The organism is Iodobacter violaceini, assembly GCF_011601265.1.
Lineage (GTDB): Bacteria > Pseudomonadota > Gammaproteobacteria > Burkholderiales > Chitinibacteraceae > Iodobacter > Iodobacter violaceini.
Genome location: NZ_JAAOLX010000012.1, coordinates 52381 through 77280 on the forward strand (window position 1 = coordinate 52381; position 24900 = coordinate 77280).

Sequence of the window (24900 nt, forward strand, 5' to 3'; positions counted from 1 at the left end):
TTTAGGCGCATTAGGGATTTCATCAAAGGATGAAATCCCCCTGCTTTTTATGCCACCGGGCGTGTTTCTGTTGCTATTTTTACACTTTCTTGACCAGCGGCCTTAGCTACAACCGTGTTGTCGCTGACTTTAGGCTGATTCAAAATATCGCGATGAATGGCGTTGTCATCAGAAGTGCTTAAGGTTGAATCAAAATCATCCACCATAATTACTTCACGGCGTAAGCGGCGGGCCCGCTCTACCGCAGCAAATTCAGCGGCGGAGATCAGCCCTGTGCTTTGCGCTTCTGCAAGGCGCTCAGAAGCTGTAATGCTCTTTAAGCTGCCTTTACGCTGTGCATTACGCAACTTGCCTTCCAATGCTTCAGTATCAATCACTGCTTTTAATGCATGCTCCAGCACACCTACAGAATCATTCTCATCTTTAGAGCGATACATATATTGAGTCAGGCGATCACGCGCTACCGATGGCTCCATCAGAAGACGGGCAATCTTAGTGCCATCGCTGTCTGTCGCTGCTTTTAAGCTCAGGCCAAGCGGGAACACCAGGGTACGCATCAGAAACGCCAGTGCACGGCTTGGGTGATTCGCCATAAAGCCATCCATGGCCACCTGGCAATCGTAAAGCGCCGAATCAACTGCCCATGCCACAAGTGGCAAGTCTTCTTTAGGAGCGCCGTCGTCATTAAACTTTTTCAGCGCAGCAGTCGCAATATAAAGTCCTGACAACATATCGCCCAAGCGAGCCGATAGTTTTTCACGGAACTTCAGGCTGCCACCCAATGAAGCCATTCCCATATCTGCCAGGAAAGCAAAGGCAGAAGAGAAACGAACCACATTGCGATAACGCTGAGCCATTGCGCCGGATTTTGGCGAACCAACCAATTTAGCGCCGGTCAGACCCATTACAAAAGCACGCACCGCATTGGATACGGCAAAGCCAATATGGCCAATCACCGCTGTATCAAACGCAGGCAAATCTTTATTCATTGCAGCGCGTAATTCAGTCAGAACAAACGGATGGCAACGAATTGCGCCCTGACCAAAGATAATCATGCTGCGGGTTAAGATGTTCGCACCTTCAACCGTAATTGCGACCGGAATCGCGCCATATGCACCTGCCAGATAGTTACGCGGGCCGGTACATACTGCTTTACCGCCGTGTACATCCATCGCATCGTTAATCACCTTACGCATACGCTCGGTGTTGTGATACTTCAGAATACCCGACAAGACCGATGGCTTTTCGCCCATATCCAGCCCTGATAAAGCCAGGCGCTGTGCTGCATCCATCTGGTAAGTCATCCCACCGATACGGCCCAGTGCTTCATCCACACCTTCAAAGCGGCCAATCGATAAACCAAACTGATTACGAATCCGTGAGTAAGCACCAGTGGTGTAAGAAGACACCATGCCTGACGCTACCGACATCGCTGGCAGAGAAATACAACGCCCTACCGACAAACATTCAACCAGCATGCGCCAGCCCTGGCCCACGTAATCTTTACCACCAATGACCCAATCCAGCGGAATAAAGACATCCTTACCCCAGTTAGGGCCGTTCTGGAACACAGCTGTACCCGGATAATGACGGCGGCCGATATGCACGCCTTCATGCTCAGTCGGGATCAATGCGCAAGTGATACCAATGTCTTCTTTATCGCTTAAGAGGTGCTCAGGATCGTACAGCTTGAATGCCATACCCAGCACGGTAGCAATCGGGCCAAGCGTGATATAGCGCTTTTCCCAGGTCAGACGAATACCTAATACATTGTCGTGATGCACACCGGTACGCGGATCGGTATAGCTGCCACGGCAAACCTTACCAAAATCAGGAATACCACCCGCATCTGAGCCGGCATCAGGACTGGTCAGTGCAAAGCAAGGAATATCAATCCCTTTTGCAAGGCGTGGCAGGTAGTAGTTCTTTTGCTCATCAGTACCGTAATGTTGCAGTAATTCGCCTGGTCCGAGTGAATTTGGCACCATAACAGAAACAGCCGCCGAACCTGAACGCGTAGCGATCTTGGTGACAACGCGAGCGTGAGCAGTATTGCTGAATTCTTTACCGCCGTACTTCTTCTTGATGATCATGCCCAGGAAGCCCTGGTCTTTAATAAATTGCCATGCTTCAGGCGGCAGATCTTTATGCTGGGTGGAAATTTTCCAATCGTCCAGCATCGCGCACAGCTGCTCAGTCGGACCTTCAAGGAAGGCTTGTTCTTCTGGCGTCAGCGTAGCTTGCGGAATGGCATGCAGGCGATCGAAATCAGGCTTACCCGAGAACAAATCGCGATCCCACCAAACCGTACCGGCATCAACCGCTTCTTGCTCGGTTTGCGACATCGCCGGAGTAATCTTACGAAACACACTAAAAATAGGCCCGGTTAAAATGGCGCGGCGAACAGGCTTGATATTAATCAGCGCCAGCAGCACAGCAACCACAACCAAAATACTGACAGGCATCGCCGAGGTTTTAACCCCAATAGCAGTCGCCGCTAAAAACAATAAAGAGCTGAGCCAAAGCGGGGCGCGCCAGTATGCGAAGAGCAAAAACGCGCCAAAAATTGGCAATATATGCAGCAATACGTTAGTCATGACCGTCTCCAGTTATTGGGCAGCTGGCGCATTCAGGCCAGCACGGATAAAAGGCATTAACATTCGAACCACCAATGCAGGATCACGGGCATTGACGAGTGAGCTTTCGGTAAATAAACGTAAAACATTATTACCAGCGAATGCATTAAACATAGCACTGGATAAAAAATGAAAACGCCATTGCACTTCTAATTCAGACAAATGTGGCAAAGCCCGCCCCAATGCCGCTAAATATCGCCGGGTTAATTCACCATATCGTTGTGGCATGGTTGCTTTTAATTCCGGATGCGGCTCAACAAAAGTTCGGGCAACCAAACGAACAAACAACAAACCGCCATATTCCGGATTTCTTCCCATTTCTAAAGAAGCCATTACAAACGCTTCTGCAACCTGATCTGCAGTTGGATTTGCAACGCTTTTTTCTAATTCCTCAAGCTTTCCTAAAAGCAATCGGGCAAATGGTTCTGCACGGCGCTCAAATACCGCCCGGAACAGCCCATCTTTAGAATGGTAATAGTAATTAACCGCTGCAATATTGACCCGGGCCGATTGCGTAATCATGCGCATGGACGTGGCATCAAAGCCGTGTTCAACAAAAAGTGGCTCTGCTGCATCTAAAATGCGGTTTGCTGTATCTTGCGCCTTGACCGATTCGACCACGTTACGACTCCTGCTGGGTGTAGTTGATTTAAAACAATTTCAAACGACCGTTTGAAATTATAAGAAGTTGACGTCAATGTCAAGCCAAGACGTAAAAATAGCGGAAAACCCCTAGGCTTTCCGCCTGTCAATGCAACACATTGCTTGCGTTTAGCTGTCTAAAATATCGCCATCTATGTAATACCAACATCCGTCTTCAAAAACAAAACGGCTTCTTTCATGTAATTTCCAAGCCTTGCCGGCAATTTTATACCGCGCAATAAACTCAACTTCAGCAAGCAGCTCATCAGACTGCGCATCTTTGATTTTCAAGCCCAGCCAGCGCACCGGCTCCTCATCGGCCAGCGATTCAGGGCGGGTGGATACATGCCAGGTTTTCAAAAGGTAATCATGTAAATTTAAAACAAACGCACTGTAGCGTGAGCGCATTAATTGCTCTGCCGTCTTTGCAGCTAGCCCCTGATGAAAAGGGCCGCAACATTTCGCGTAAAGCTGTCCGCTATCACAGGGGCAATTCACTTCTTTCACCTTTACAACTCCCATTTAAAACACTTACATAAAGTTCAGGCGCATCATACTAGCTGCCCGTCAGATTTAAACAGCCGATGCAAAAAAACGCCTGCAACAGAGCCTCTCCCGGCCTGATTTGCAGCGAAAATAGCACGTTGTGGCTCAAAACAACCGCGCAACAAGAGACAATCCGGCTGTTTTACAGCCGGCAGCCACTCTGCCCGGTGGCTCTTTCATGCAAATGTCGCCGTAATAATACACAGCCCGCCCCACTGTGCTCTGGCGTAAAATGAAGCCCTTTTCTGCAAAGGGCTCTCCCATGTATCTGACATCAAAACCGCAAGCTGCCTTGTTTGATATGGACGGGCTGATGCTGGACACAGAAAGTATTGGCATTGAATGCTGGGCCGCTGCAGCGGCGTCGCTAGGGGTAGACATGCCCAGAGCCTTAATGATTGGCATGATTGGCATGCATTCCGGAAAAACAGATGTATATCTGCAAGAGCACTTAGGCCGCCACGCCCCCATTGCAGAATTACGCGCCGCCTGCCACGCACTCTATATGGAGCGCACACAGGAGCCCATCGCGCATCGCCCGGGCCTGCCAGATATTCTGGACTGGCTGGAAGCGCATCACATTCCCAAGGCGGTTTGCACCTCTACCCGCCGCAGCATTGCCGAACACCATTTACGCGCCGCCGGGATCTGGCCGCGGTTTGAATTTGCCATTTGTGGTGACGAAGTCACCCACCCCAAACCCGCCCCTGAAATCTATCAAAAAGCCGCCGCCACATTTCATCTGCCGCCTGAATCCTGCATTGTGCTGGAAGATTCTGATTTTGGCGTACAAGCCGCGCATCAGGCCGGCTGCAAAATCATTATGATTCCTGATTTGCGCCCGCCATCGCGGCATTCACTAACCCTCAATATTCCAATTTTGGGCTCGCTGGCCGAAGCCAGAGATCTGCTTGCACAAGCCGTTTAAAATGTAACAGTCAGCACTGATGCCTTTCCTGCTGAGGCACATAACAATGCCGCCTCAGCTATTTGTGCTGATTTTATATACCCCCCCTGAAACGCCGCCTGCATGCCTCCTGAGCACTCATTGCATCTACCGTTTAAATCAATACATTTTTGGGTACCCCAGCCAGAAATGCGTCAATATTATGGATCAGCTGATCTGCTAATTGCTGCATGGTAAATTGCCCTGCCCATGCAATATGCGGGGTGATAATCAGATTAGGCAGGCTGATATCCAATAGCGCATTTCCATCCTTTGGGGGTTCTGTGATTAAAACATCCAGCCCTGCCCCGCCTAACTGCCCCGTTTGCAATGCATGCAATAAAGCCACTTCATCGACCAGACCGCCTCTTGCCGTATTAATCAGCACCGCATCTTTTTTCATCAGCGCCAATTCTGCTGCACCAATTAAATGGCGGGTTTGCTCATTCAAAGGACAATGCAGGCTCAGCACATCGGCAAGGGAAAGCGCTTCGTTAAAACCGACATAGCCCGGGCGCACTGTTTCAGCGTGTTTTCTTTCTGCAAAAAGCACGTTCATACCTAAGGCACGGGCCAGGCACGCCATCGCCTGTCCCAGCGCGCCTGAGCCGATTAAAGTCAGCGTGCTGCCAGCTAAATCATGGATAGGTGCAGCAATATGGCAAAAACTTTTGGCCCGCTGCCACTGGCCCGCTTCAACATCCGCCCGGTACGCCAATAGCTGGCGGCGTAATGCCAGCATCAGCATCAGGGCATGCTCAGGCACACCAGCAAGCGCGTAATCACGAATATTACACACGCGGATTCCACGCGCTTTGCAAGCGGCCAGATCAATCTGGTTATAGCCGGTGGCCGCGACGGCAATCAGTTTAAGATTTGGGCAAGACGCAATGGTTGCTGCTGAAAGCGGCACTTTATTACTAATTGCAATATCGGCATTGATCAGACGCTCTGCTACTTCATCCTCCCTTGTGTTGGCATATTCCTGCCATTGATGCGGCGCTTTTAAGGGGAGTAAAGTAAGCGGTAAAGAGTCTCTGTCTAAAAACACAATCCGTGGCAGCATATATCACGCTCTCAATTAATTAAAAAGGCAGCAAAATGAATCAAGTCGATCTCTTTCTGGCACCCGGTTTTGAAGAAATAGAATTAGTTACGGTCGTGGATATTTTACGCCGCGCTGATATCAGCACCCGTCTGATCTCGATTCACAGCGCGCTGGCTGTCACGGGTGCACATCAAATCACTATTCAGGCGGATCTGTCCATGGATAAGGCAGATCACCACGCCCAAATGCTGGTTCTGCCCGGTGGCGGACCTGGCACGCAGGCGATGCTGGCCTGCACTGATTTGCATACCCGCCTGCAACAACACCTTGCCCAGGGCAAACCCCTGGCTGCAATTTGCGCTGCCCCCATGGTGCTGGCCAAAGCGGGTTTACTCAAAGGGATCAATGCCATTTGCTACCCAGGCTGCGAAGCGGCTTTAACGGAGGCAGGTGCAAATATTGTGATGAGGGATGTAGTGAAGGATGGCCTGATCACCACCTCACGCGGCCCCGGCACAGCCGCCGTATTTGCTTTCGAGCTGGTACGCCAGCTTAAAGGAGAGGCTATTTCACAGCAGCTGAGTAAAGAAATGCTGTTTGCCTGAATAACACGCATACTACAGACACAAAAAAGCCCGCATTTTTTATGCGGGCTTTTTTGCTGATTTAAACCAGCTCATACACCGTTTTACCGCGCAATTTAAATAATTGCGCTGCGTGGTAAAGATTTTCTGAGTGGCCCACCACCAACAAACCCGAAGATTTCATTTGCGGCGCAAAGCGTTCAAGAATTTTAAGCTGCGTGGGTTTATCAAAATAAATCATCACATTACGGCAAAAAACCACATCAAACGGGCCGCGGATTGTCCAAGTAGCTTCCACCAGATTCAGCCGCTTAAATGTAATTAAATCGCGCAGCTCCTGCTTGGCCTGATAGCGACCATCGGGCAGCTTATCAAAAAAGCGCTTCACTCTTTGCGGGCCCATGCGCTCGACTTCTTCACCCGCATAAATGCCGATGCGGCCGGTTTCCAGCACATTGGTATCCAAATCTGTGGCCGTAATTTTAACCGGCGGCCGCATGCTGTCGAAAGCTTCACACGCTGTCATAGCAATACTGTAAGGCTCTTCCCCGGTACTGGAAGCAGATGACCATACCTGCAATGCACCCGAGCTGCGATGCGCCAGCAGATGTTCTGCCAAAATAGGAAAATGATGCGCTTCCCGAAAAAACGAAGTGAGATTAGTGGTCAGTGAATTGGTAAACAATTCAAATTCTTTGCTATTGCCCCTCTCTAAGAGCTGCAAATAATCATTAAATGATTGCAGGCCTAAGGCGCGCAGGCGTTTGGCTAAACGCCCGTAAACCATATCTTGTTTGGCAGGAGAAAGAGCAATGCCTGCGTAGTTATAAATTAACTTACGCACCTTTTCGAAGTCTTGCTCCGTAAACTGAAATTCACGAGAAGGCGTTGGCAACATGGGGATCCTTTAATCAAATTCTTATCAACAAACATGGCAAATAAAAAACAGCATCTTAATAGTGTTATAGCCCCAAATCTGACCAAATAGCATCTACTCGCGCTTTTACTTCATTATTCATGGCAATGGTTCTGCCCCATTCCCGGCTGGTTTCACCCGGCCATTTGTTAGTGGCATCCAGGCCCATTTTGCCACCCAGCCCGCTGACGGGTGAGGCAAAGTCCAGATAATCAATGGGCGTACTTTCTACAAGGGTAGTGTCCCTTACCGGATCCATTCGCGTTGTAATGGCCCAGATGACTTCTTTCCAATCCCGGATATCAATATCGTCATCGACCACCACAATAAATTTGGTGTACATAAACTGACGCAAAAATGACCACACACCAAACATCACCCGTTTGGCATGGCCAGGGTAGGATTTTTTAATAGAAACAATCGCCATCCGGTAGCTGCAGCCCTCGGGCGGCAAATAAAAATCCACAATTTCACTAAATTGCTTTTGCAAAATAGGCACAAAGACTTCGTTTAATGCCACGCCCAGCACTGCAGGCTCGTCTGGCGGCTTGCCGGTATAGGTACTGTGGTATATCGGATTTTTACGCGTAGTAATGCGCTCCAGAGTAAATACCGGAAACCAGTCTTTCTCGTTGTAATAGCCGGTATGGTCGCCATACGGGCCTTCAAGCGCATACAGATAGCCCCCCGCTTCTTTAAGCGGAATACCTGCTTCACTCACTCCGGTGAAGCCTTTTTCTGCTGGCTGGATATGCCCTTCCAAAATAATCTCGGCACGGGCAGGCACTTGCAAATCAGAGCCAAGGCACTTGACCAGCTCGGTTTTAGAACCGCGTAATAAGCCCGCAAACTGATACTCAGACAGGGTATCCGGCACGGGCGTCACCGCGCCCAGAATGGTGGCAGGATCGCAACCCAAAACCACGGCAATCGGGAAAGGCTGGCCGGGCTTTTGCAATGCGTGCTCTCTGAAATCCAAAGCACCACCACGATGCGCCAGCCAGCGCATAATCACCTGATTGCGGCTGATCACCTGCTGGCGGTAAATCCCCAAATTCTGGCGTTTTTTATTAGGGCCGCGTGTTACCACCAGGCCCCAGGTAATCAGCGGTGCAGCGTCTTCCGGCCAGCAGTGCTGAATAGGAATACGCGCCAGATCCACATCAGCGCCTTCCCAAACAACTTCCTGGCAAGGGCCATTTTTGACTTCTTTGGGCGACATATTCAAGACTTGCTTAAGCAGCGGCAGCTTGCCCCAGGCATCGCGCAAGCCTTTAGGTGGCTCCGGCTCTTTTAAACAGGCCAGTGTCTTGCCGATTTCGCGCAGCGCGCTAATCTCTGCCGCGCCCATGCCATTAGCCACCCTTGTTGGCGTGCCAAAGAGATTAGCCAGTACGGGCATGCTATGGCCAGGCACATTCTCGAATAAAATCGCCGGGCCTTCTGAACGCAAAGTGCGATCACAAATTTCGGTCATTTCGAGATAGGGCGAAACAGGGATTTTCACCCTTTTTAACTCGCCACGTTTTTCCAGCTGCTCAATAAAATCACGCAAATCTTGGTATTGCATAAACAGGACTCAGGCAAAAACAACCATTACTCGGATATAGTCATGCTGGCGCGGTAAATACCACCGGCTGCAATTGTCAATGCATTATCCAGCACGTCCCCACGCTCCAGACAAACAAAGCCCGTATGATTACCCTGGCCCACATCGGCCAGTTTTACAGCGTCTTCCCAAGGATTCCAGACGATGGCAGAGTGGGTATCACTCACGATATGGGTTTGCCCTGAGCCGTGGCTGATCACTTGTTTTGCGGGTACGTTTAAATAAACACGATCAGTCAGCGACTGCACATGCAAATCGCCTTCCTGCTCTTTACGCGGATGACCTTCCAGCAGCGTATTGACATAGGTACAAGCTTCCAGCCCGCTAATCGCAATTTCACTGACATCAGGCACGGCCAGATAGCTGTGAAAAGCTTGCGAAAAGGGAGCAGGCTGATCGCTTAAGTTTTCCACACTCAGCGCCAGCGTTAACTCGCGGCCCACCGTCAATGCCAGACGAAACACAAACGCATGGGGCCATAAGGCCTGAGTTGCCGCTGTATCATGTAGTTCGAGCACGACTTTGATATCACCATTACCCAGAATTTCGGCTTCAGTGACATCCCAATTGCTTGAGCGCGCAAAGCCATGGGCAGGTAAGCCTGCAGGATGACGGCCAAACCAGGGCATACAGAGGGGAATCCCTCCGCGGATTGCTTTACCTGCGGCAAAAACAGCCTTGGGCGACAGCCAGAGCAGCTCCCGCCCACCCGCAGGAATAAATGACAGTAAATGAGCGCCCTGCAAAGCAATTGCAGCACTGCCTGATGCCCCCTGAATTTTCAAAACAGGTAAGCCCGGTTCTTCCCTGCCATATAGATCTGCGGATGAGCACAGGCTGATTTCCGGGACAGTTGCCAGCAGGGTGGCAAGATTTGCTTGCATAGAGAACTCCTTCAACACGTCATCTTTAAATTGCTGTCTTCAGGCCGGGCGATGGGGCACCCAGACCAGTGCATCACCATCAATTACTTTTTCATCTTTTACCCAGCACTCTGTCAGCAAGCGGGCACGCTGTTTATCTGGCAACACTTCACTGACGGTTACCCTTGCAGTGACAGTGTCACCGATTTTAACCGGCTTCAGAAACTTCAGGTTTTGCCCCATATAAATCGCCCCCGGCCCTGGCAGACGGGTACCAATCACGGTAGAAATCAGGCTTGCACTGAGCATGCCATGCACAATCCGCCCGCCAAAGCGCGTAGCCAATGCGTACTCTTCATCAATATGCATGGGGTTATTGTCGCCAGAAATACCGGCAAATAAAACGATATCGGCCTCAGTTAAGGTTTTGCGATATTCAGCAATCAGACCCGGCTGCAAATCTTCAATGTAATAAGCCATTTAATGCACCTCATTAACGCGTTAAGTGATTTAACTTTCAGGCTCCTGTTTTATTGTTTCAATAAACCAGGGTACAAACAGACTCACCAACAATATGCACTTGCAGCGTAAACACGGATGAGCCACAGGTCACGATAAGTTTGCCAATTCATGAAAAATTAATACCAAATACAGCCAGATTAATTAAGTACCGGTGTTTTACCTGCTCCTGTTACACCATGACGCGATACAGGCGGCGCAATGGGAATGCGATTTAAATCAAGCCAGGGTGACAGCCATTTGAAGGTACGCCGGTAAGCATCAGAGCTTGCCTCTGCATTAAACGCAATCGATACGCTGGATGCACCCAGTGTCAGCCGCTTTGTTTCATCTGGTTTTAAGCTGATATTATCAAAATCGTGCATGGCATCCGGATAGGTAATCAAGCGGAATGTTGGCTGATCTGCGCGTGCCACTAAGGCCCGGCAAGACTCTGCAGGCGTCCAGTCATCATCCTCCCCAACCAGCAATAAAAGTGGCGCAGTTACCTGATATTTGTCCCGGAGTAAATAAGAGCTGCAAGATGGAAAAAAACCCACAGCAACTCGCACCGATGGTTGTTTTTGCCCCAGCAAAGCCAGTACTGAAGTGGCACCGTGTGACCAGCCGATCACCCCGATACGGTCTCCATCAATCTCTTTACGCGCTTTCAGCCATTCAAGTGCATGGCGGGCATCTTCTGCACGCATTCTGGGGCTGAGTGTGCGTTTACTTAATGGCACACTGCATATTTCTTGCAAATCACGGGCGCTAAAACTATCCAGCATCAGTACTGCATAGCCCTTTTCCTGCAAAAGAGCCGCCATCCGGTCCGGACGGGGGTTAATCCCGTTACTGTGGCTTAAGCCGTTGCAGCCGTGCAGCAGAAGTACGGCCGCCGCAGGGCCTGCGTCTGGAAAAGGAGGGGGTAAGTATTTTGCAGATAAAATGATCTCAGCGCCGGGAATCAGGACACGCTCGGCCCAGGCAGGCAAAGCAAACACACCAAGCAGGTAAAGCCAGTAAATAATTCGCATCGCATCTAATAAATCAAACGTAGAACAAAACGATAAGTCTTAGTTTGCCCGCTGTCCTCCCGGGCAAACACAAAACACCCTGCCACACACTTAAACACATCCTGCCTGCTCAGGCAGGATTTTCATTCCATACAACTTTTGCCAGAATAAAAAGCGCGCTATCTCAGCACTTTTACACGCCAACATTACAGTAAACTTTTCTAATCCAAAGCATGGGTGAAGTCAATATTTTCACTGCCTTCCATCAGCCCAGAGTGGCGCGCACTCTAACACACAGCACCGGGCTTGACTAAACTGACTCGCAAATTCCTGTCATTCCCCTTGTGGCAATACCTTACCCTGATTTATTGCCCTGATCCTGATTTCAAATCAATGCAAGCCTCATTAAGGTGCGAGTATGAGCGATACATTACACACACACTTTAGCCACGGTATCGCCACAATTACCCTAAACAGACCCGAAATTTGTAACGCCTTCGACGATATGCTGATCGCCGAGCTGACCGCCACCCTCACCGCCTTTGGCCAGAACTCTGATTTAAGGGTTGTTGTCCTCACCGCCGAAGGATCCACATTCAGCGCAGGTGCAGATTTAAGCTGGATGCACCATGCCACCCAATTTGATCAGCACCGCAACTTTGAAGATGCTTTAAAATTAGCCCGGCTGATGCAGACGCTGGAACGACTGCCCGTACCTACCATTGCACGTATACAAGGACCGGCATTAGGCGGAGGAGTGGGATTAATTGCCTGTTGTGATTTAGCCGTAGCCAGCTGCAACACCTGGTTCCGGATCAATGAAGTACGCCTTGGCCTGATCCCTGCTGTAATAGGGCCTTATATCATCAGCAAAATCGGCATCAGTGCTGCCAGACGCTTTATGCTGACGGCAGAACAGTTTGACTGCCACACCGCCCTGCAACTTGGTTTATTGCATGAAGTAAAAGCCGATGAAACCGCAATGGATCATCAGGTGCAAACCTGGATTAACGAGCTGTTACAAAACAGCCCGCATGCGCTTACTGCAGCAAAGCGGCTTATTACTTCGGTTGTCCACCGCCCAATAGATGACGCAATGATCTCTGATACCGCACACCGCATCGCCCATATCAGAACCCATGAGGAGGCCAGAGAGGGGGTAGCCGCCTATTTAGGCAAGCGCCCCCCGTCATGGCATATTAACCGGGCGGTAAAACTAAATGGCGATGAGGCCCCGCAGAACGGCTGACAAACTCAGACTCGGCCACAGTCAGCAGTTGCAAACGCGGCAAAGGATGGTGCAAAACATCATCCTCACCAGTGAGGATATCCACCTTATCCAGCTCTGTGCTTCCGTCTTCCATATTGAATACGGTCATCATGGCAATATCTCCTCGGGGCTAAAACAGAAATCTAGCGTCTCTGCTTATTCTTAATATCGGCATAGCAGTAAGAAAATTCAATCGATAAAATAAAAAATGGCAAGGCACAGGTCCTTGCCATCTTTTTATGCCCCCATCAAAGCTTACTCAGCCGCCATCGCCTTCAGCTTGTAGTCCACTTTAATTTGCGACTTAAGTGCCTGCAAGTAGCTGGCTACTTCAACCTGGCCATACATTTGCACCATATTTTCACTCAGCTGCCGGCGCATTGTGGCATCCAGTGCAGGTGCGGGGGTCGATTTCACCACCTTAAACAATGCAAACCCCTGGCCCTTCACTTCAGCCCCTGCATAAGCAGGTAATTTATCCGCCGCAGCACGGAAGATCTCTTTGACCTGTGCTTCAGGAACTGCAGACTGGCCCATACGCGCCATGGCCTGAGCAGCTGGCCACGTTAAAGTATCTGCACCGCCTTTTTTCAGATCGGCTAATTTCTTAGTCCCTTCTTCAATCGCCAGCTTCAGCGCTTTCTCTTGCTTAAGCTTTGCAGTGATGTCCGCACTGACGGCTTCCAGCTTCTGCGACTGCGCCGGTTTAGATTCAATCACCCTGACCGACACCAGCGTACCGGATGCCACTTCAATGGCTTCGGAGTTATGTTTCTTTTTCAGCACATCGTCGCTAAAAGCAGCTTCACGCAGCTTCTCGTTGTTCAGCAGCTCATCCTTAGCGGCAGTACGCGTAAGCCAGTCACTTTGCTGTACATGCAGTTTAAAGGCCTCTGCTGCAGGCTTCAGGCTGTCTGCCTGCTGATACACCAGCTCGTTAAACCGTTCTGCCTGCTTCTGGAAGCTTTGGCTTACTTTTTCGAGCTTTAATTTTTGCTCAACATCGGGCTGAACTTCTGCAAATGTTTTGCTGCGAACATCATCAAGACGAATAATGTGCAAACCAAAATCGCTGGCCACAATACCGCTGATCTCCCCTTTTTTCAGCTTAAATGCCGCATCATCAAAAGGCTTCACCATTGCACCATGGGCAAAGAAACCCAAATCGCCACCATTTGCTGCTGAACCTGGGTCTTGCGATTCTTTTTTGGCAATATCAGCAAAACGTGCCGGATTTGCTTTCAGCTCCAGTAAAATAGCCTCAGCCTTAGCCTGTGCGGTTTTTTTTGCTTCTGGTTTTGCATCTTTCGCCAAAGCAATCAGAATATGGCTGGCTTTACGCTCTTCCCCTGTCAGCTGAGCCTGATGCGCCTCAAAATATTTTTTCACTTCATCAGGGCTGATTGAAATGTTTTTAGCCAATTCTTGCTGAGAAAAAACCAGATATTCTAAACGGGCCATTTCAGGCAGTTTAAATTCGGCAGTATGCGTGTCGTAGTATTTTTTTACTTCGGCATCAGACACCGTTACCTGTGGCAAAAAAGCTGCAGGCGCGATTTGCAGCATCGCCACATCCCGTTTTTCGCCCAGCAAAGCTGCCATATAGTCAGCCACGGCAGTAGATTGAATGCCGCTGGAGAAAGCTGCAAGCAGATGGCTGCTCGCAATATCGTCACGAACACGCTGCTGAAAATCGAGGGGGGTCATTTGCTGGGCAGCAAGCAGGTCTTTATAGCGCTGAGCACTGAACTTACCGTTTTCCTGAAAATCAGAAATCGCAGCAATCGCATTACGAATCTGATCGTCAGACACATCCAGGTGCAATAAACCGGCTTGCTCAAGTAAAAGCTGCTTTTTAACCAGCTGTTCAAGCACCATAGGCTTCATCTCATTGGGAACGGCGCGGTTACCTATGGCCTGAGCGAGTTCACGGGGTGTGATCTTAGTCTGGCCCACTTTGGCCAGATACGATTCACCACCTTCCATAGCGCTATAGCCAGTCAGGCCAACACCAACAACAAGACCAAGAGACACAAGGCCAAGGACCACCTGAACGGCGGTTTTGTTCTTTTCAACAAAGGAAAACATGAGACAGGCAACTCCGCGAGTGATTCGCGGCATATAATGCCAGATTGACGCCTGCCTGTCTTCCTCAGGCAGCTAATAGACAAACAAAAAGCCAAACATTTCTGTTTGGCTTTTTGTTTTAATCTTTATTGGCGGAGCGGACGGGACTCGAACCCGCGACCCCCGGCGTGACAGGCCGGTATTCTAACCAACTGAACTACCACTCCACAATGCGACCACTTCTTCGTACAGCGAGTGGTGGGTGATGACGGGGTCGAACCGCCGACATTCTGCGTGTAAGGCAGACGCTCTACCAACTGAGCTAATCACCCATTTCCATTTCACACAGGCAATGCAGCATATATAACGTATGCAAATTAACCATGTGAAAGGCAAAAGCTCAGATAACCGAGCGAATCACCTTAAGGACACATTACTGCACTAAAAAAGACTTAGTCAGCAATGCAAGACGATTATTGTACTGCATCTTTCAGAGATTTACCAGCCCTAAATTTAGGCTGTTTCGCTGCTGCAATTGCAATAGTCTCACCGGTACGTGGATTACGGCCACTGCGCTCAGCACGCTCAGACACATAGAAAGAACCAAAGCCGACCAGCGTTACTTCGTCGCCGCCCTTCAGTGCGTTCGTTACGGCTTCTACTGTTGCATCCAGAGCTTTACCTGCATCAGCCTTGGAGAGACCAGCGGATTCTGCGATGGCGTTGATGAGTTCCGATTTATTCACTTACGTCCCCTTACAATTCTGATTGGATTGATACGATTAACTATTGACTACAGCTTTATAGCAAGCCACAAAATCTTGTGTCAACTAATGTTTTGTAAGCTGTCCGGTCACTTCCACCCCAGCTTGCGGCAGAACGGGTTCCACACTCACAACTTCTTCCGGCAAAATCTCCGGCAAACGCTCTAAGGCAAACCCCAACACCTGGTCGATCCACTTAACTGGGTGAATGGTTAGTCCGCGCTTCACATTGTCAGGAATCTCGGCAAGATCCTTAACATTGCCCTCAGGAATTAACACCTGCTTAATGCCACCGCGGTGAGCAGCAAGCAGTTTCTCCTTTAAACCACCAATTGGCAATACTTCGCCACGCAGCGTGATCTCACCGGTCATTGCAACATCGCAGCGAACCGGAATACCCGACAATACCGACACCATTGCGGTTGCAATACCAATCCCTGCAGACGGACCATCTTTCGGTGTAGCACCTTCAGGAAAGTGGATATGCATATCAATTTTCTGATAGAAATCCGGGTCAATTCCCAACGCTTTTGCACGACTTCGCACAACTGATAAAGCCGCCTGGATGGACTCTTGCATCACATCACCGAGCTTACCAGTCTGTATCATCTTGCCCTTGCCTGGGAATTTTACCGCTTCGATGGTGAGTAATTCGCCACCAACTTCGGTCCATGCAAGGCCTGTTACCTGCCCCACCTGGTTGGTTTGCTCGGCCACACCGTAATCAAAACGATGTACACCCAAGTACTTTTCCAAGTTTTTCGGCGTAACAGTAATCTTTTTATCGCTTGGTTTCATCAGAAGACTTTTCACTACCTTACGGCAGATACGGGCAATCTCCCTGTCCAGGCTACGCACACCTGCCTCACGCGTGTAGTAACGCACCACATCACGCACAGCCGTGTCTGAGATCACTAATTCGCCTTCCTGCACCCCATTTGCCTTCACCTGCTTAGGCACCAGATACTTGAGGGCAATATTCACTTTTTCGTCTTCGGTATAGCCCGACAAACGAATAACTTCCATCCGGTCCAGCAAAGCAGGAGGAATATTCAGAGAATTAGCTGTTGCAACAAACATCACATCTGACAAATCAAAATCGACTTCAAGATAATGATCGCTGAATGCATGGTTTTGTTCCGGATCCAACACTTCCAGCAAGGCAGAAGAAGGATCGCCACGGAAATCCGCACCCATCTTATCGACTTCATCGAGTAAAAATAGCGGATTTTTCACGCCAATTTTAGTCATCGACTGCAAAATTTTACCGGGCATAGAGCCAATATAGGTACGGCGGTGACCACGAATCTCAGATTCATCACGCACGCCCCCCAAAGCCATACGCACAAACTTGCGATTTGTTGCGCGGGCAATCGACTCACCCAGAGAAGTTTTACCTACCCCTGGCGGCCCTACAAGGCACAGAATCGGCGCTTTGAGCTTTTCAACACGGCTTTGTACCGCAAGGTACTCAACAATGCGCTCTTTCACCTTTTCAAGGCCGTAATGATCGGTATCAAGCACCAACTCAGCAGCTGGCAATTCCTTGCTGATTTTGGTTTTCTTTTTCCACGGCAGATCAAGCAGCGTATCGATGTAATTACGCACCACCGTGGCTTCTGCCGACATCGGCGACATCATGCGTAATTTTTTAAGCTCGGATTCAGCTTTATCGCGCGCCTCTTTACTCATACCTGCGTTCTTGATTTTTTTATCAAGCTCGTCGATATCGGCGTTTTCGTCTAATTCACCCAGCTCTTTCTGAATTGCCTTAACCTGCTCATTCAGATAGTACTCGCGCTGGCTTTTTTCCATCTGGCGCTTTACGCGGCCACGGATGCGCTTTTCAACCTGCAAGATATCCAGCTCGGATTCCAGCTGTTTTAACAGCTGCTCCATACGGCGGCGCAGATCGAACATTTCGAGAATAGATTGCTTTTGCTCCAGCTTTAAAGGCAGGTGCGCAGCGATGGTATCGGCAAGGCGGTGAGCATCTTCAATCCCGGCAAGAGAGGTCAGAATTTCAGGCGGTATTTTTTTATTAAGCTTAACGAACTGATCAAACTGAGTCAGCAAGGCACGGCGCATAGCTTCAACTTCATGCCCCTGCTCGCCACTGACATCAACCGGATGAGCAATGGCGCTGTAAAAACCTGCCTCTTCATCAATATCAGTTACCTCGGCGCGCTGCCCGCCTTCCACCAGCACTTTAACGGTGCCATCGGGCAGCTTCAGCATCTGCAAGATGCTGGCAATCGTACCTACAGGATAAATATCGGCCAGGCCTGGCTCATCTTTCTGGGCGTTTTTTTGCGCAACCAGCAGGATATGGCGGCCATCTTCCATCGCGGCTTCAAGCGCACGAATCGACTTTGGGCGACCCACAAATAGCGGGATAACCATATGCGGAAACACCACCACATCTCGTAGCGGCAGCAGCGGCAAATGGACATCGTCAGCAAACGCAACAGTTTGGGACATCAACAAGGGTCCTCAATAATGGATTTATCCCCCAGATCATGGGGGTGCAGGCAAGGAAATACAATGCCCAAGAACTAAAATCTGACCTGAATATTTCAAATACCCCCAGGGCATATGAAATATTCTAAATTTAAAAGCACTTGCACGCACTGCATGCAAGTGTCATCACACATTAAGCCGCAGCAGGATCTGCGTAAACAATCGTTGGAGCAGTAGCGTTTTTAATCATAGATTCATCCACAACCACACGCTCAACCCCCTTCAGTGAAGGCAGCTCGTACATGATATCCAGCAGAGATGATTCAACAATCGAGCGCAAACCACGTGCACCAATTTTACGCTCCATAGCCTTGTGTGCAATCGAAGCCAAAGCTTCTTTGCCCACTTCCAGCTCAACCCCTTCCAGCGAGAACAGCTTCTGGTACTGCTTGATCAGCGCATTTTTTGGCTCAGTTAAGATAGATACCAGCGCAGCTTCATCCAGCTCTTCCAGCGTAGCAGTAACCGGCAAACGGCCTACAAACTCTGGAATCAGACCAAAACGAATTAAATCGTCCGGCTCAACCGTGTGTAACATTTTGCCAACACTGGTATTTTCATCTTTACTCATGACTTCAGCACCAAAGCCAATGCCACTCTTCACTGAACGATTACGAATAATCTTGTCGAGGCCTTCAAACGCACCGCCACAAATAAACAGAATATTGGTGGTATCAACCTGCGGCATCTCCTGATTAGGGTGCTTACGCCCCCCCTGAGGCGGCACGGAAGCAACCGTACCCTCAACCAGTTTCAGCAGCGCCTGCTGCACACCCTCACCCGATACATCACGGGTAATCGAAGGGTTTTCAGATTTACGGGCAATTTTATCGATTTCATCGATATAGATAATGCCTCGCTGTGCTTTCTCTACATCGTAATCACACTGAGCCAGCAGCTTGGCGATGATGTGCTCAACATCTTCACCCACATAGCCCGCTTCAGTCAGTGTTGTGGCATCCGCAATCACAAACGGCACATCGAGAAGCTTGGCCATGGTTTGTGCAAGCAAAGTCTTACCCGAGCCAGTAGGCCCGATTAAGAGGATATTTGACTTGGCTAATTCCACATCATTATCACTGGACTTATTGCTGGTCAGCCGCTTGTAATGATTGTAAACCGCAACCGCTAAAATCTTTTTAGCGCGCTCTTGCCCGATTACATAGGAATCCAGCGTGGTCCGAATTTCCATCGGCGTAGGCACACGCTTGCTGTCTGTAACTTGCTCAGTCTCGCCAATCACAGCAGCAGCTTCGTCTTTCAGCACATCACGACAAAGCTCAATGCATTCGTTGCAGATAAAAACTTGTGGACCAGCAATCAGCTTAACCACTTCGTGCTGGCTTTTACCGCAAAAAGAACAATAAAGGAGTTTTTCTGACATCGCCTAACCTACACCCCAAAAAACGGGCCATTGCGGCCTGTCTGATTAAAAACAGTAAACCTGACAGGCCACTAGAATAAAAAACCGCCAGGCACGCTGGCGGCATTGTCACGATCCGACGCAGCCTTATTTAGCGGCTGCCGCGCTGCGAGATTGCAATACATCATCAATCAGACCGTAGTCTTTTGATTCTGCAGCACTCATAAAGTTATCTCTGTCTGTATCACGCTCAACGGCTTCGATACTCTGACCAGTATGTTTTGCCAGCATTTCATTCAGCGAACGTTTAGTTTTAATTAATTCACGCGCATGAATTTCCACATCAGATGCCTGGCCCGACAAACCGCCAATCAAAGGCTGGTGAATCATAATTCGTGAATTAGGCAAAGCGTAACGCTTGCCCTTAGCACCACTGGAAAGCAGGAAAGCCCCCATACTGGCCGCCATCCCCACGCACATTGTCGACACATCCGGCTTAATAAAATTCATGGTGTCGTAAATGGCCAGGCCTGCAGTGACTGAGCCACCCGGGGAGTTGATATATAAATGAATATCTTTATCTGGATTTTCGGATTCCAAAAACAACATCTGCGCAATAATCAGATTTGCGCTTTGATCGTTTACCGGGCCGACCAAGAAAATAACACGCTCTTTTAAGAGGCGCGAGTAGATATCATAAGAACGCTCGCCCCGGCCGCTTTGTTCAACGACCATCGGGATATACCCAAGGTTTTGCGGATCAAATTCTTGTCTCGACATCTTTTTCTCTCAGAAATTTATGGTCATTCAAACGATAAGGTGTCACCCATGATGACACCTTATCGTAGCACCTCAGTAACCGAGAATGATCAGCCTTGCTGGCCCATCAGCTCTTCAAAGGACATACCTTTTTCAGTTACCTGTGCCTTAGCCAGAACGAACTCAACCACATTGTCTTCCAACGCCATTGATTCCGGGCCAGCCAAACGCTCACGATCTTCAAAGTACCATGCGACAACTTCGCTTGGATCTTCGTAATTCTGCGCCAAATCTTCAACAACCGCTTTTACCTGATCCGCTTTCGCTTCAAGGCCGTTACCCTTAACCAGCTCAGCCAATGCCAAACCAAGGTGAACACGGCGCTGTGCTTGCGCTTCAAACATTTCTGGCGAGAACGGAACATACTTTGGGTCGATACCGCGTGCTTTCAAGTCTGCTAATGCACCTTCAGCCAAACGACCGATTTCCAGCTGAACCAGAGCCTTAGGCAATTCAACCGGCGCAGCAGCAATCAGTGCAGTCATGACGTTTTCTTTAGCACGGGCTTTCAGACGGAAGCGCACTTCACGCTCCAGGTTGCCACGTACTTCAGCGCGCATTTTTTCTACATCGCCATCAACAATACCAAGGCTTTTTGCGAAGTCTGCATCCACTTCCGGCAAGATAGCAGCAGCCACGTTTTTAACCGTGATTTCGAATACTGCAGTTTTGCCTGCAACATCAGCACCATGGTAATCAGCAGGGAATTCAACGCTAACCGATTTGGTTTCGTCTTCTTTCATACCAATCACACCGGCTTCAAAGCCTGGCAACATCTGACCTTTGCCCAGCAGGAAAGCGTGGTTTTCAGCAGAGCCACCATCAAACAATACGCCGTCGATTGAGCCTTTGAAATCTACAATCACGCGATCGCCATCAGCGGCTTCGCGCTCTACGCGCTCAAAACGAGTACGCTGGCGACGCAGGATGTCTACTGTTTTTTCTACTTCAGCATCAGACAATTCCAATACTGGTTTTTCAATTTGAGCAGCAGCTAAATCACCGATCACAACTTCCGGATACACTTCAAAAGTAGCCGAGAACTGGAAATCGCCCGTTTCTTCCGCCGCATCTTTTGGCTCGAAACGTGGGTAACCTGCTACACGCAGCTTTTGCTCTTGTACGGCCTGACCAAAGCTCACTTCAACCGTTTCGCCCAATACTTCTTCCTGAATACGGAAGCCGTAGTTTTGTGCAACGATTTTCATCGGCGCTTTGCCCGGACGAAAACCTGCAATTTTTGCAGTCTTAGCAACATGCTTCAAACGCGCGTTAACTTGCTCGGTAATTTCTGCGCGTGGCACAGAAATAGACAGGCGACGTTCGAGTTGATTCAGGGTTTCTAGTTGTACTTGCATTTCAAACCATTCCTATGGGGGATCAACGCGCGTACACGCATCTTAATAAATAGGGGATAAAGCCAGCTCATCAGCAGTAATATGCAGATCATCAGTCATGATCTTTTACCTTGCCAGCTTCCCCGTCTCAGACCAGCCAAAACAGACAGAAAAACCAGATCAGCACGCAGCACTCACCGCGATTTACCAACAAAGTCGGTAAGTTTAGCGCACAACGGCACGCAAATCCAAACAGAATTATTAACCAGCGCCCATGCGGCCAAAAACACAGCAGCCACAAGGCTTAGACCGCAAGCTCCGGCCAATAAAAAAACGGATGCTTCGCGCGATTTTCCCGCAAGAAAAGAGTTATGCAACCGGAATTTCGGACATAAAAAAAGCCGCAAGAGCAATGCTCTTGCGGCTTTTTTCAGAATATTTGGTGGGGGATAAGAGACTCGAACTCTTACACCTTACGGCGCTGGAACCTAAATCCAGTGCGTCTACCAATTCCGCCAACCCCCCACTTCTCATCGCTGCGTGTTGCTTGTGCACCGAAGGAAGACCCGCATTCTAGTTGAAGGTTTTTACTTTGCCAAGCCTTATTTAGAAAATATTTCAAAATAATTTAAGCAGCCGTCACAACAGGCACGAAAATCTTTAATATAACAGTAAGATAATCGCAATCTATACAGCCCATAAAAAGTTTATGTCATACTCCGCACAGCTTTTCACCCTATACACTCTTACTTCACCCCTCCCGTGAACGATCATATACATACACTCCTGCGTATTCTTCCTGCTTGCGATCTTGCTACGACAGAAGTTCGCTGGTTTGCCGGCCAGCAATCCGGCACGGCACAGCTCAGCGCGCTTCCGCCTTCGCAAAGAACAGAGCTTATTGTTCCTGCAGCGCTCTCAAATATTTATCGCGCAGAGCTGCCAAAGCAATCTTTAGCAAGGCGGCAAAAACTTTTGCCCCATCTTTTAGAGGATCGCCTGCTCAGTCCTGCTGCATCACTGCACTTTGGGCTCAATGACCAGAATAATAAAATTATTGCAGCAGACCGAAAATGGCTGACGCAATACCTGAGCTTACTGGCCGGGCATCAGATTGTTCCTTCAGCGGCGTGGAGTCTTTATGATTTTCTGCCTGATGGCGAAGGCTGGTGCGTTGCTGCGGATCAGCAAACATACCTCGTGCGCACGCCGGAAGGACAATACAGCCAGCTTGATGATGCCCTTATCGTTGAGGCACTGATTGGTGACGCATTAAAACAAGATCTCAACCTTGCTGATTTAATACAAAACAGCGTGCCAGGTACAAATTTACTGCAAGGTGATTTTGCCCAGCGCAGCCAGTGGCGTTTTGACTGGAAAATCCTGCAAACCCCGGCACTACTATTGAGTGCTATTTTTGCACTGGTTTTAGCGGGGCAAATTGGCGACTGGTGGCAATTACGCAGCAGCAAACTGGCTTTACAGCGTGAAATGCGCCAGACCTATGCGGCGGCCTTTCCCGGCGAGCCAGTCTTTGACCCAGTATTACAGCTGCAAAGCAAACTGCGTGATCGAGGTGGGCTTCGCAGCGGTAATGGTGACGGGCTGGACCTGCTCCTGCAAGTGGCCGGCATTGCCGGCAATGGCCTGCAACTGACGCAGCTCGATTACACCAATGGCCAGCTCAGTTTAGAGTTACCAGATTCTCAGGCGGGCAGCCTGCAGTCTCAGCTTAAAGGGGCAGGATTATCAGCAGAAACCCAGCCTGCAACAACAGGGCGCATGAAAGTTCTGATCCGCGCCCAAGCCGTAAAATGAGCAACCTAAGAAAATGAACAAACTGAAAGAATTCTGGCAACAATGCAAACCCCGCGAGCGGCTTTATTTAAGCGGCTGCGGCCTGTTTGCCCTTTTTGCAATCCTCTATGCGGGAGTATGGCAGCCGGTTAACAACTCCCGGGCACAGCTCAGCAAGCAAGTGCCACAGATGCAAATGCAACTTGCAGAGCTGCAAAGACAACTCGCGCAGATCAAATCCACCCCCGCAGGCCCAAGCCGCAATGGCGATTTGCGCGCTGCAGTGCAAGCCAGTCTGGACGCCAGAAACACCAGCGCAGACATTCAGGCACTCACAGCAGATAAACTGCAGATTAAAATCGCACAGATTCGCTTTGCCGATGCACTTCCCCTGCTTTCAGCACTTCGCAGCGAAACCGGCTCGCATATCAATCACCTGCAAATCAGCGGAGCAGAACACAATGGCATTGTGCAGCTGAGCGCAGAGGTAGAACGCCAATGAAGCAATATCTTTATCACCGCAGCAAATTCATTATTCCTTTGCTGATTTTATTTTTGATTTTGCAATTTCCAGCTTCATTTATTTTGAAATTTGTCCCCGCCCCCGTGCAGTTAGGCGGCGTAAGCGGCACCATCTGGTCCGGCAGGCTAACCCCCCTTGGCATCAGTGGCCAGCAGCTGCTGGATGAAGTGCGCTGGCAGTGGCAGCCCCTTAAGCTTTTCAAAGGGCAACTGATGTGGCAGCTGGATACCCGCTATGGCAGCCAGGCTGGCAAAGCATGGTTAGCCCTTGGCGCGGGCGGCAACCGCCTCGAATCGGTCAGCCTCACCCTGCCTGCCGCACCTTTATTTGCGCTCGACAAAAAGCTGGCTCCGTTTCAGCTTGGCGGCCAGCTCACCCTGGAAGCCAGCCGGATAAGCAAGCCACAAACGAGTGAAGTCAGCTTACTCTGGCAAAATGCCAGCTCGCTCGTGACCCCGCAGGCCAATCCCTTTGGCAGCTACCGGATCAAATTACAGCCTGAATTAAACTGGACAATCTCGCCTGAGGGCGGTGCTGCCCTGACCATTTCAGGGCAAGGCAAAGTGGATCCTCAGCGCGGCCCGCAGGGCTCGCTCCAGCTCAAAGCGGCCAGCGGCAAAGAAAGCCTCTTTGCCCCCCTCCTGGATCGCATGCCGTTAAACGGTGATCAGCGCGAACTAAAACTTGGCTTATAAACACCCGCCCTATACTCCAGCAGAAAGCCACCGCGAAAAGGAAGAACGATGAAAAAAATTGAAGCGATTATCAAGCCATTTAAACTGGATGAAGTCCGTGAAGCGCTGTCGGAGCTTGGCATATCCGGCCTCACGGTGACCGAAGTGAAAGGATTTGGCCGCCAGAAAGGCCATACCGAGCTTTACCGGGGAGCAGAATACGTCGTCGATTTTTTACCTAAAGCCAAAATCGAAGTCGTTCTTGAAGATGACAAGGTAGAAACCGCCATTGAAGCCATTATTAAAGCGGCCAATACCGGCAAAATTGGCGACGGGAAAATCTTTGTCACCCCTGTTGAATACGTTGTACGAATTCGTACGGGCGAGATTAACGAACAGGCCATTTAAATCCGCCGCTGTGCAGAATACAACACGGGCTTAAACCGCTCACACTAAAGAAAT

Annotated in this window: 24 protein-coding genes and 3 tRNA genes; 8 read left to right on the plus strand and 19 right to left on the minus strand. The window is 49.6% G+C overall.

Translation table 11 applies throughout. From position 1 onward, the window contains the following. Nucleotides 1-47 precede the first annotated feature (47 nt). The 3 genes from HA050_RS18795 to HA050_RS18805 all read right to left on the minus strand — a co-directional run bounded on the left by HA050_RS18795 (nt 48) and on the right by HA050_RS18805 (nt 3800). Entirely contained in the window at nt 48-2597 is a 2550-nt protein-coding gene (locus HA050_RS18795; RefSeq protein WP_166829664.1) for an acyl-CoA dehydrogenase, read from the minus strand. Between the two features lie 12 nt (nt 2598-2609). Then, a complete protein-coding gene (locus tag HA050_RS22490) occupies nt 2610-3257 on the minus strand; it encodes a TetR/AcrR family transcriptional regulator (protein ID WP_115227961.1) in 648 nt (215 codons plus the stop codon). Nucleotides 3258-3407: 150 nt separating this feature from the next. Then, nucleotides 3408-3800 (minus strand): YchJ family protein, encoded by a 393-nt coding sequence (locus HA050_RS18805; RefSeq protein WP_166829667.1) that lies wholly within the window; start codon nt 3798-3800, stop codon nt 3408-3410. A gap of 286 nt (nt 3801-4086) precedes the next feature. Here HA050_RS18805 and HA050_RS18810 point away from each other — a divergent pair, with 286 nt between their 5' ends. Then, entirely contained in the window at nt 4087-4752 is a 666-nt protein-coding gene (locus HA050_RS18810) for an HAD family hydrolase (RefSeq protein WP_166829670.1), read from the plus strand. A 133-nt stretch (nt 4753-4885) separates the two neighbouring features. Here the strand turns inward: HA050_RS18810 and HA050_RS18815 are convergent, their stop codons facing one another. Further along, nucleotides 4886-5836 (minus strand): D-2-hydroxyacid dehydrogenase, encoded by a 951-nt coding sequence (locus HA050_RS18815; protein WP_166829673.1) that lies wholly within the window; start codon nt 5834-5836, stop codon nt 4886-4888. A gap of 35 nt (nt 5837-5871) precedes the next feature. On the opposite strand from HA050_RS18815, the gene HA050_RS18820 reads away from it, so the two are divergent. Then, the gene (locus HA050_RS18820) at nt 5872-6423 is read left to right on the plus strand and encodes a DJ-1 family glyoxalase III (RefSeq protein ID WP_166829675.1); all 552 of its coding nucleotides are present in this window, start codon (nt 5872-5874) and stop codon (nt 6421-6423) included. Between the two features lie 61 nt (nt 6424-6484). On the opposite strand, the gene HA050_RS18825 is transcribed toward HA050_RS18820, so the two are convergent. The 5 genes from HA050_RS18825 to HA050_RS18845 form a co-directional block, all read right to left on the minus strand. Further along, nucleotides 6485-7300: a CheR family methyltransferase gene (locus HA050_RS18825; protein ID WP_099396274.1), complete on the minus strand. Its 816-nt coding sequence runs from the start codon at nt 7298-7300 to the stop codon at nt 6485-6487. Nucleotides 7301-7364: 64 nt separating this feature from the next. After that, entirely contained in the window at nt 7365-8888 is a 1524-nt protein-coding gene (ubiD, locus tag HA050_RS18830; protein WP_166829678.1) for a 4-hydroxy-3-polyprenylbenzoate decarboxylase, read from the minus strand. 26 nt (nt 8889-8914) lie between these two features. Continuing rightward, nucleotides 8915-9811 (minus strand): D-hexose-6-phosphate mutarotase, encoded by an 897-nt coding sequence (locus tag HA050_RS18835; protein ID WP_166829681.1) that lies wholly within the window; start codon nt 9809-9811, stop codon nt 8915-8917. A 39-nt stretch (nt 9812-9850) separates the two neighbouring features. Then, complete coding sequence (locus HA050_RS18840) at nt 9851-10270, minus strand: MaoC family dehydratase (RefSeq protein ID WP_166829683.1); 420 nt, start codon at nt 10268-10270, stop codon at nt 9851-9853. A 179-nt stretch (nt 10271-10449) separates the two neighbouring features. Next, nucleotides 10450-11325, minus strand: coding sequence for a dienelactone hydrolase family protein (locus HA050_RS18845; protein WP_166829686.1), 876 nt, complete (start codon nt 11323-11325; stop codon nt 10450-10452). Between the two features lie 397 nt (nt 11326-11722). On the opposite strand from HA050_RS18845, the gene HA050_RS18850 reads away from it, so the two are divergent. After that, nucleotides 11723-12553 (plus strand): enoyl-CoA hydratase-related protein, encoded by an 831-nt coding sequence (locus HA050_RS18850; RefSeq protein WP_166829689.1) that lies wholly within the window; start codon nt 11723-11725, stop codon nt 12551-12553. On the opposite strand, the gene HA050_RS18855 is transcribed toward HA050_RS18850, so the two are convergent. The 9 genes from HA050_RS18855 to tig form a co-directional block, all read right to left on the minus strand. Continuing rightward, a complete protein-coding gene (locus HA050_RS18855) occupies nt 12504-12686 on the minus strand; it encodes a hypothetical protein (protein ID WP_166829692.1) in 183 nt (60 codons plus the stop codon). The two genes, HA050_RS18850 and HA050_RS18855, sit on opposite strands and share 50 nt — an antisense overlap. A gap of 143 nt (nt 12687-12829) precedes the next feature. Next, nucleotides 12830-14662 (minus strand): SurA N-terminal domain-containing protein, encoded by a 1833-nt coding sequence (locus tag HA050_RS18860; protein ID WP_166829695.1) that lies wholly within the window; start codon nt 14660-14662, stop codon nt 12830-12832. 129 nt (nt 14663-14791) lie between these two features. Beyond that, nucleotides 14792-14868 (minus strand) — tRNA-Asp (locus HA050_RS18865). Nucleotides 14869-14897: 29 nt separating this feature from the next. Continuing rightward, nucleotides 14898-14973 (minus strand) — tRNA-Val (locus tag HA050_RS18870). A 141-nt stretch (nt 14974-15114) separates the two neighbouring features. Next, nucleotides 15115-15387, minus strand: coding sequence for an HU family DNA-binding protein (locus HA050_RS18875; RefSeq protein WP_046352775.1), 273 nt, complete (start codon nt 15385-15387; stop codon nt 15115-15117). A gap of 84 nt (nt 15388-15471) precedes the next feature. Beyond that, nucleotides 15472-17886, minus strand: coding sequence for an endopeptidase La (lon, locus tag HA050_RS18880; protein WP_172476501.1), 2415 nt, complete (start codon nt 17884-17886; stop codon nt 15472-15474). A gap of 172 nt (nt 17887-18058) precedes the next feature. Then, complete coding sequence (gene clpX, locus HA050_RS18885; protein WP_166829698.1) at nt 18059-19309, minus strand: ATP-dependent Clp protease ATP-binding subunit ClpX; 1251 nt, start codon at nt 19307-19309, stop codon at nt 18059-18061. Between the two features lie 126 nt (nt 19310-19435). Then, a complete protein-coding gene (gene clpP, locus HA050_RS18890) occupies nt 19436-20068 on the minus strand; it encodes an ATP-dependent Clp endopeptidase proteolytic subunit ClpP (RefSeq protein ID WP_099396282.1) in 633 nt (210 codons plus the stop codon). A gap of 89 nt (nt 20069-20157) precedes the next feature. Then, on the minus strand, nt 20158-21465 hold the full coding sequence (gene tig, locus HA050_RS18895) for a trigger factor (protein WP_099396283.1): 1308 nt from the start codon (nt 21463-21465) through the stop codon (nt 20158-20160). Nucleotides 21466-21546: 81 nt separating this feature from the next. Between tig and HA050_RS18900 the strand changes: the two genes are divergently transcribed. Continuing rightward, entirely contained in the window at nt 21547-21897 is a 351-nt protein-coding gene (locus HA050_RS18900) for a hypothetical protein (protein WP_166829701.1), read from the plus strand. Here the strand turns inward: HA050_RS18900 and HA050_RS18905 are convergent. Further along, a tRNA-Leu gene (locus HA050_RS18905) sits at nt 21885-21969 on the minus strand. The genes HA050_RS18900 and HA050_RS18905 overlap by 13 nt on opposite strands. A 237-nt stretch (nt 21970-22206) precedes the next feature. Between HA050_RS18905 and gspL the strand changes: the two genes are divergently transcribed. From gspL to HA050_RS18925, 4 genes are read left to right on the plus strand one after another with little or no spacing between them, the layout of a single operon-like run. Then, the gene (gene gspL, locus HA050_RS18910) at nt 22207-23262 is read left to right on the plus strand and encodes a type II secretion system protein GspL (protein ID WP_166829704.1); all 1056 of its coding nucleotides are present in this window, start codon (nt 22207-22209) and stop codon (nt 23260-23262) included. A gap of 13 nt (nt 23263-23275) precedes the next feature. After that, nucleotides 23276-23743, plus strand: coding sequence for a type II secretion system protein M (locus HA050_RS18915; protein WP_166829707.1), 468 nt, complete (start codon nt 23276-23278; stop codon nt 23741-23743). After that, complete coding sequence (gene gspN / locus HA050_RS18920) at nt 23740-24459, plus strand: type II secretion system protein N (protein ID WP_166829710.1); 720 nt, start codon at nt 23740-23742, stop codon at nt 24457-24459. Before HA050_RS18915 ends, gspN begins: the two co-directional genes overlap by 4 nt. Nucleotides 24460-24507: 48 nt before the next feature. Beyond that, nucleotides 24508-24846, plus strand: coding sequence for a P-II family nitrogen regulator (locus HA050_RS18925; RefSeq protein WP_099396287.1), 339 nt, complete (start codon nt 24508-24510; stop codon nt 24844-24846). The last annotated feature ends 54 nt before the right edge of the window (nt 24847-24900 follow it).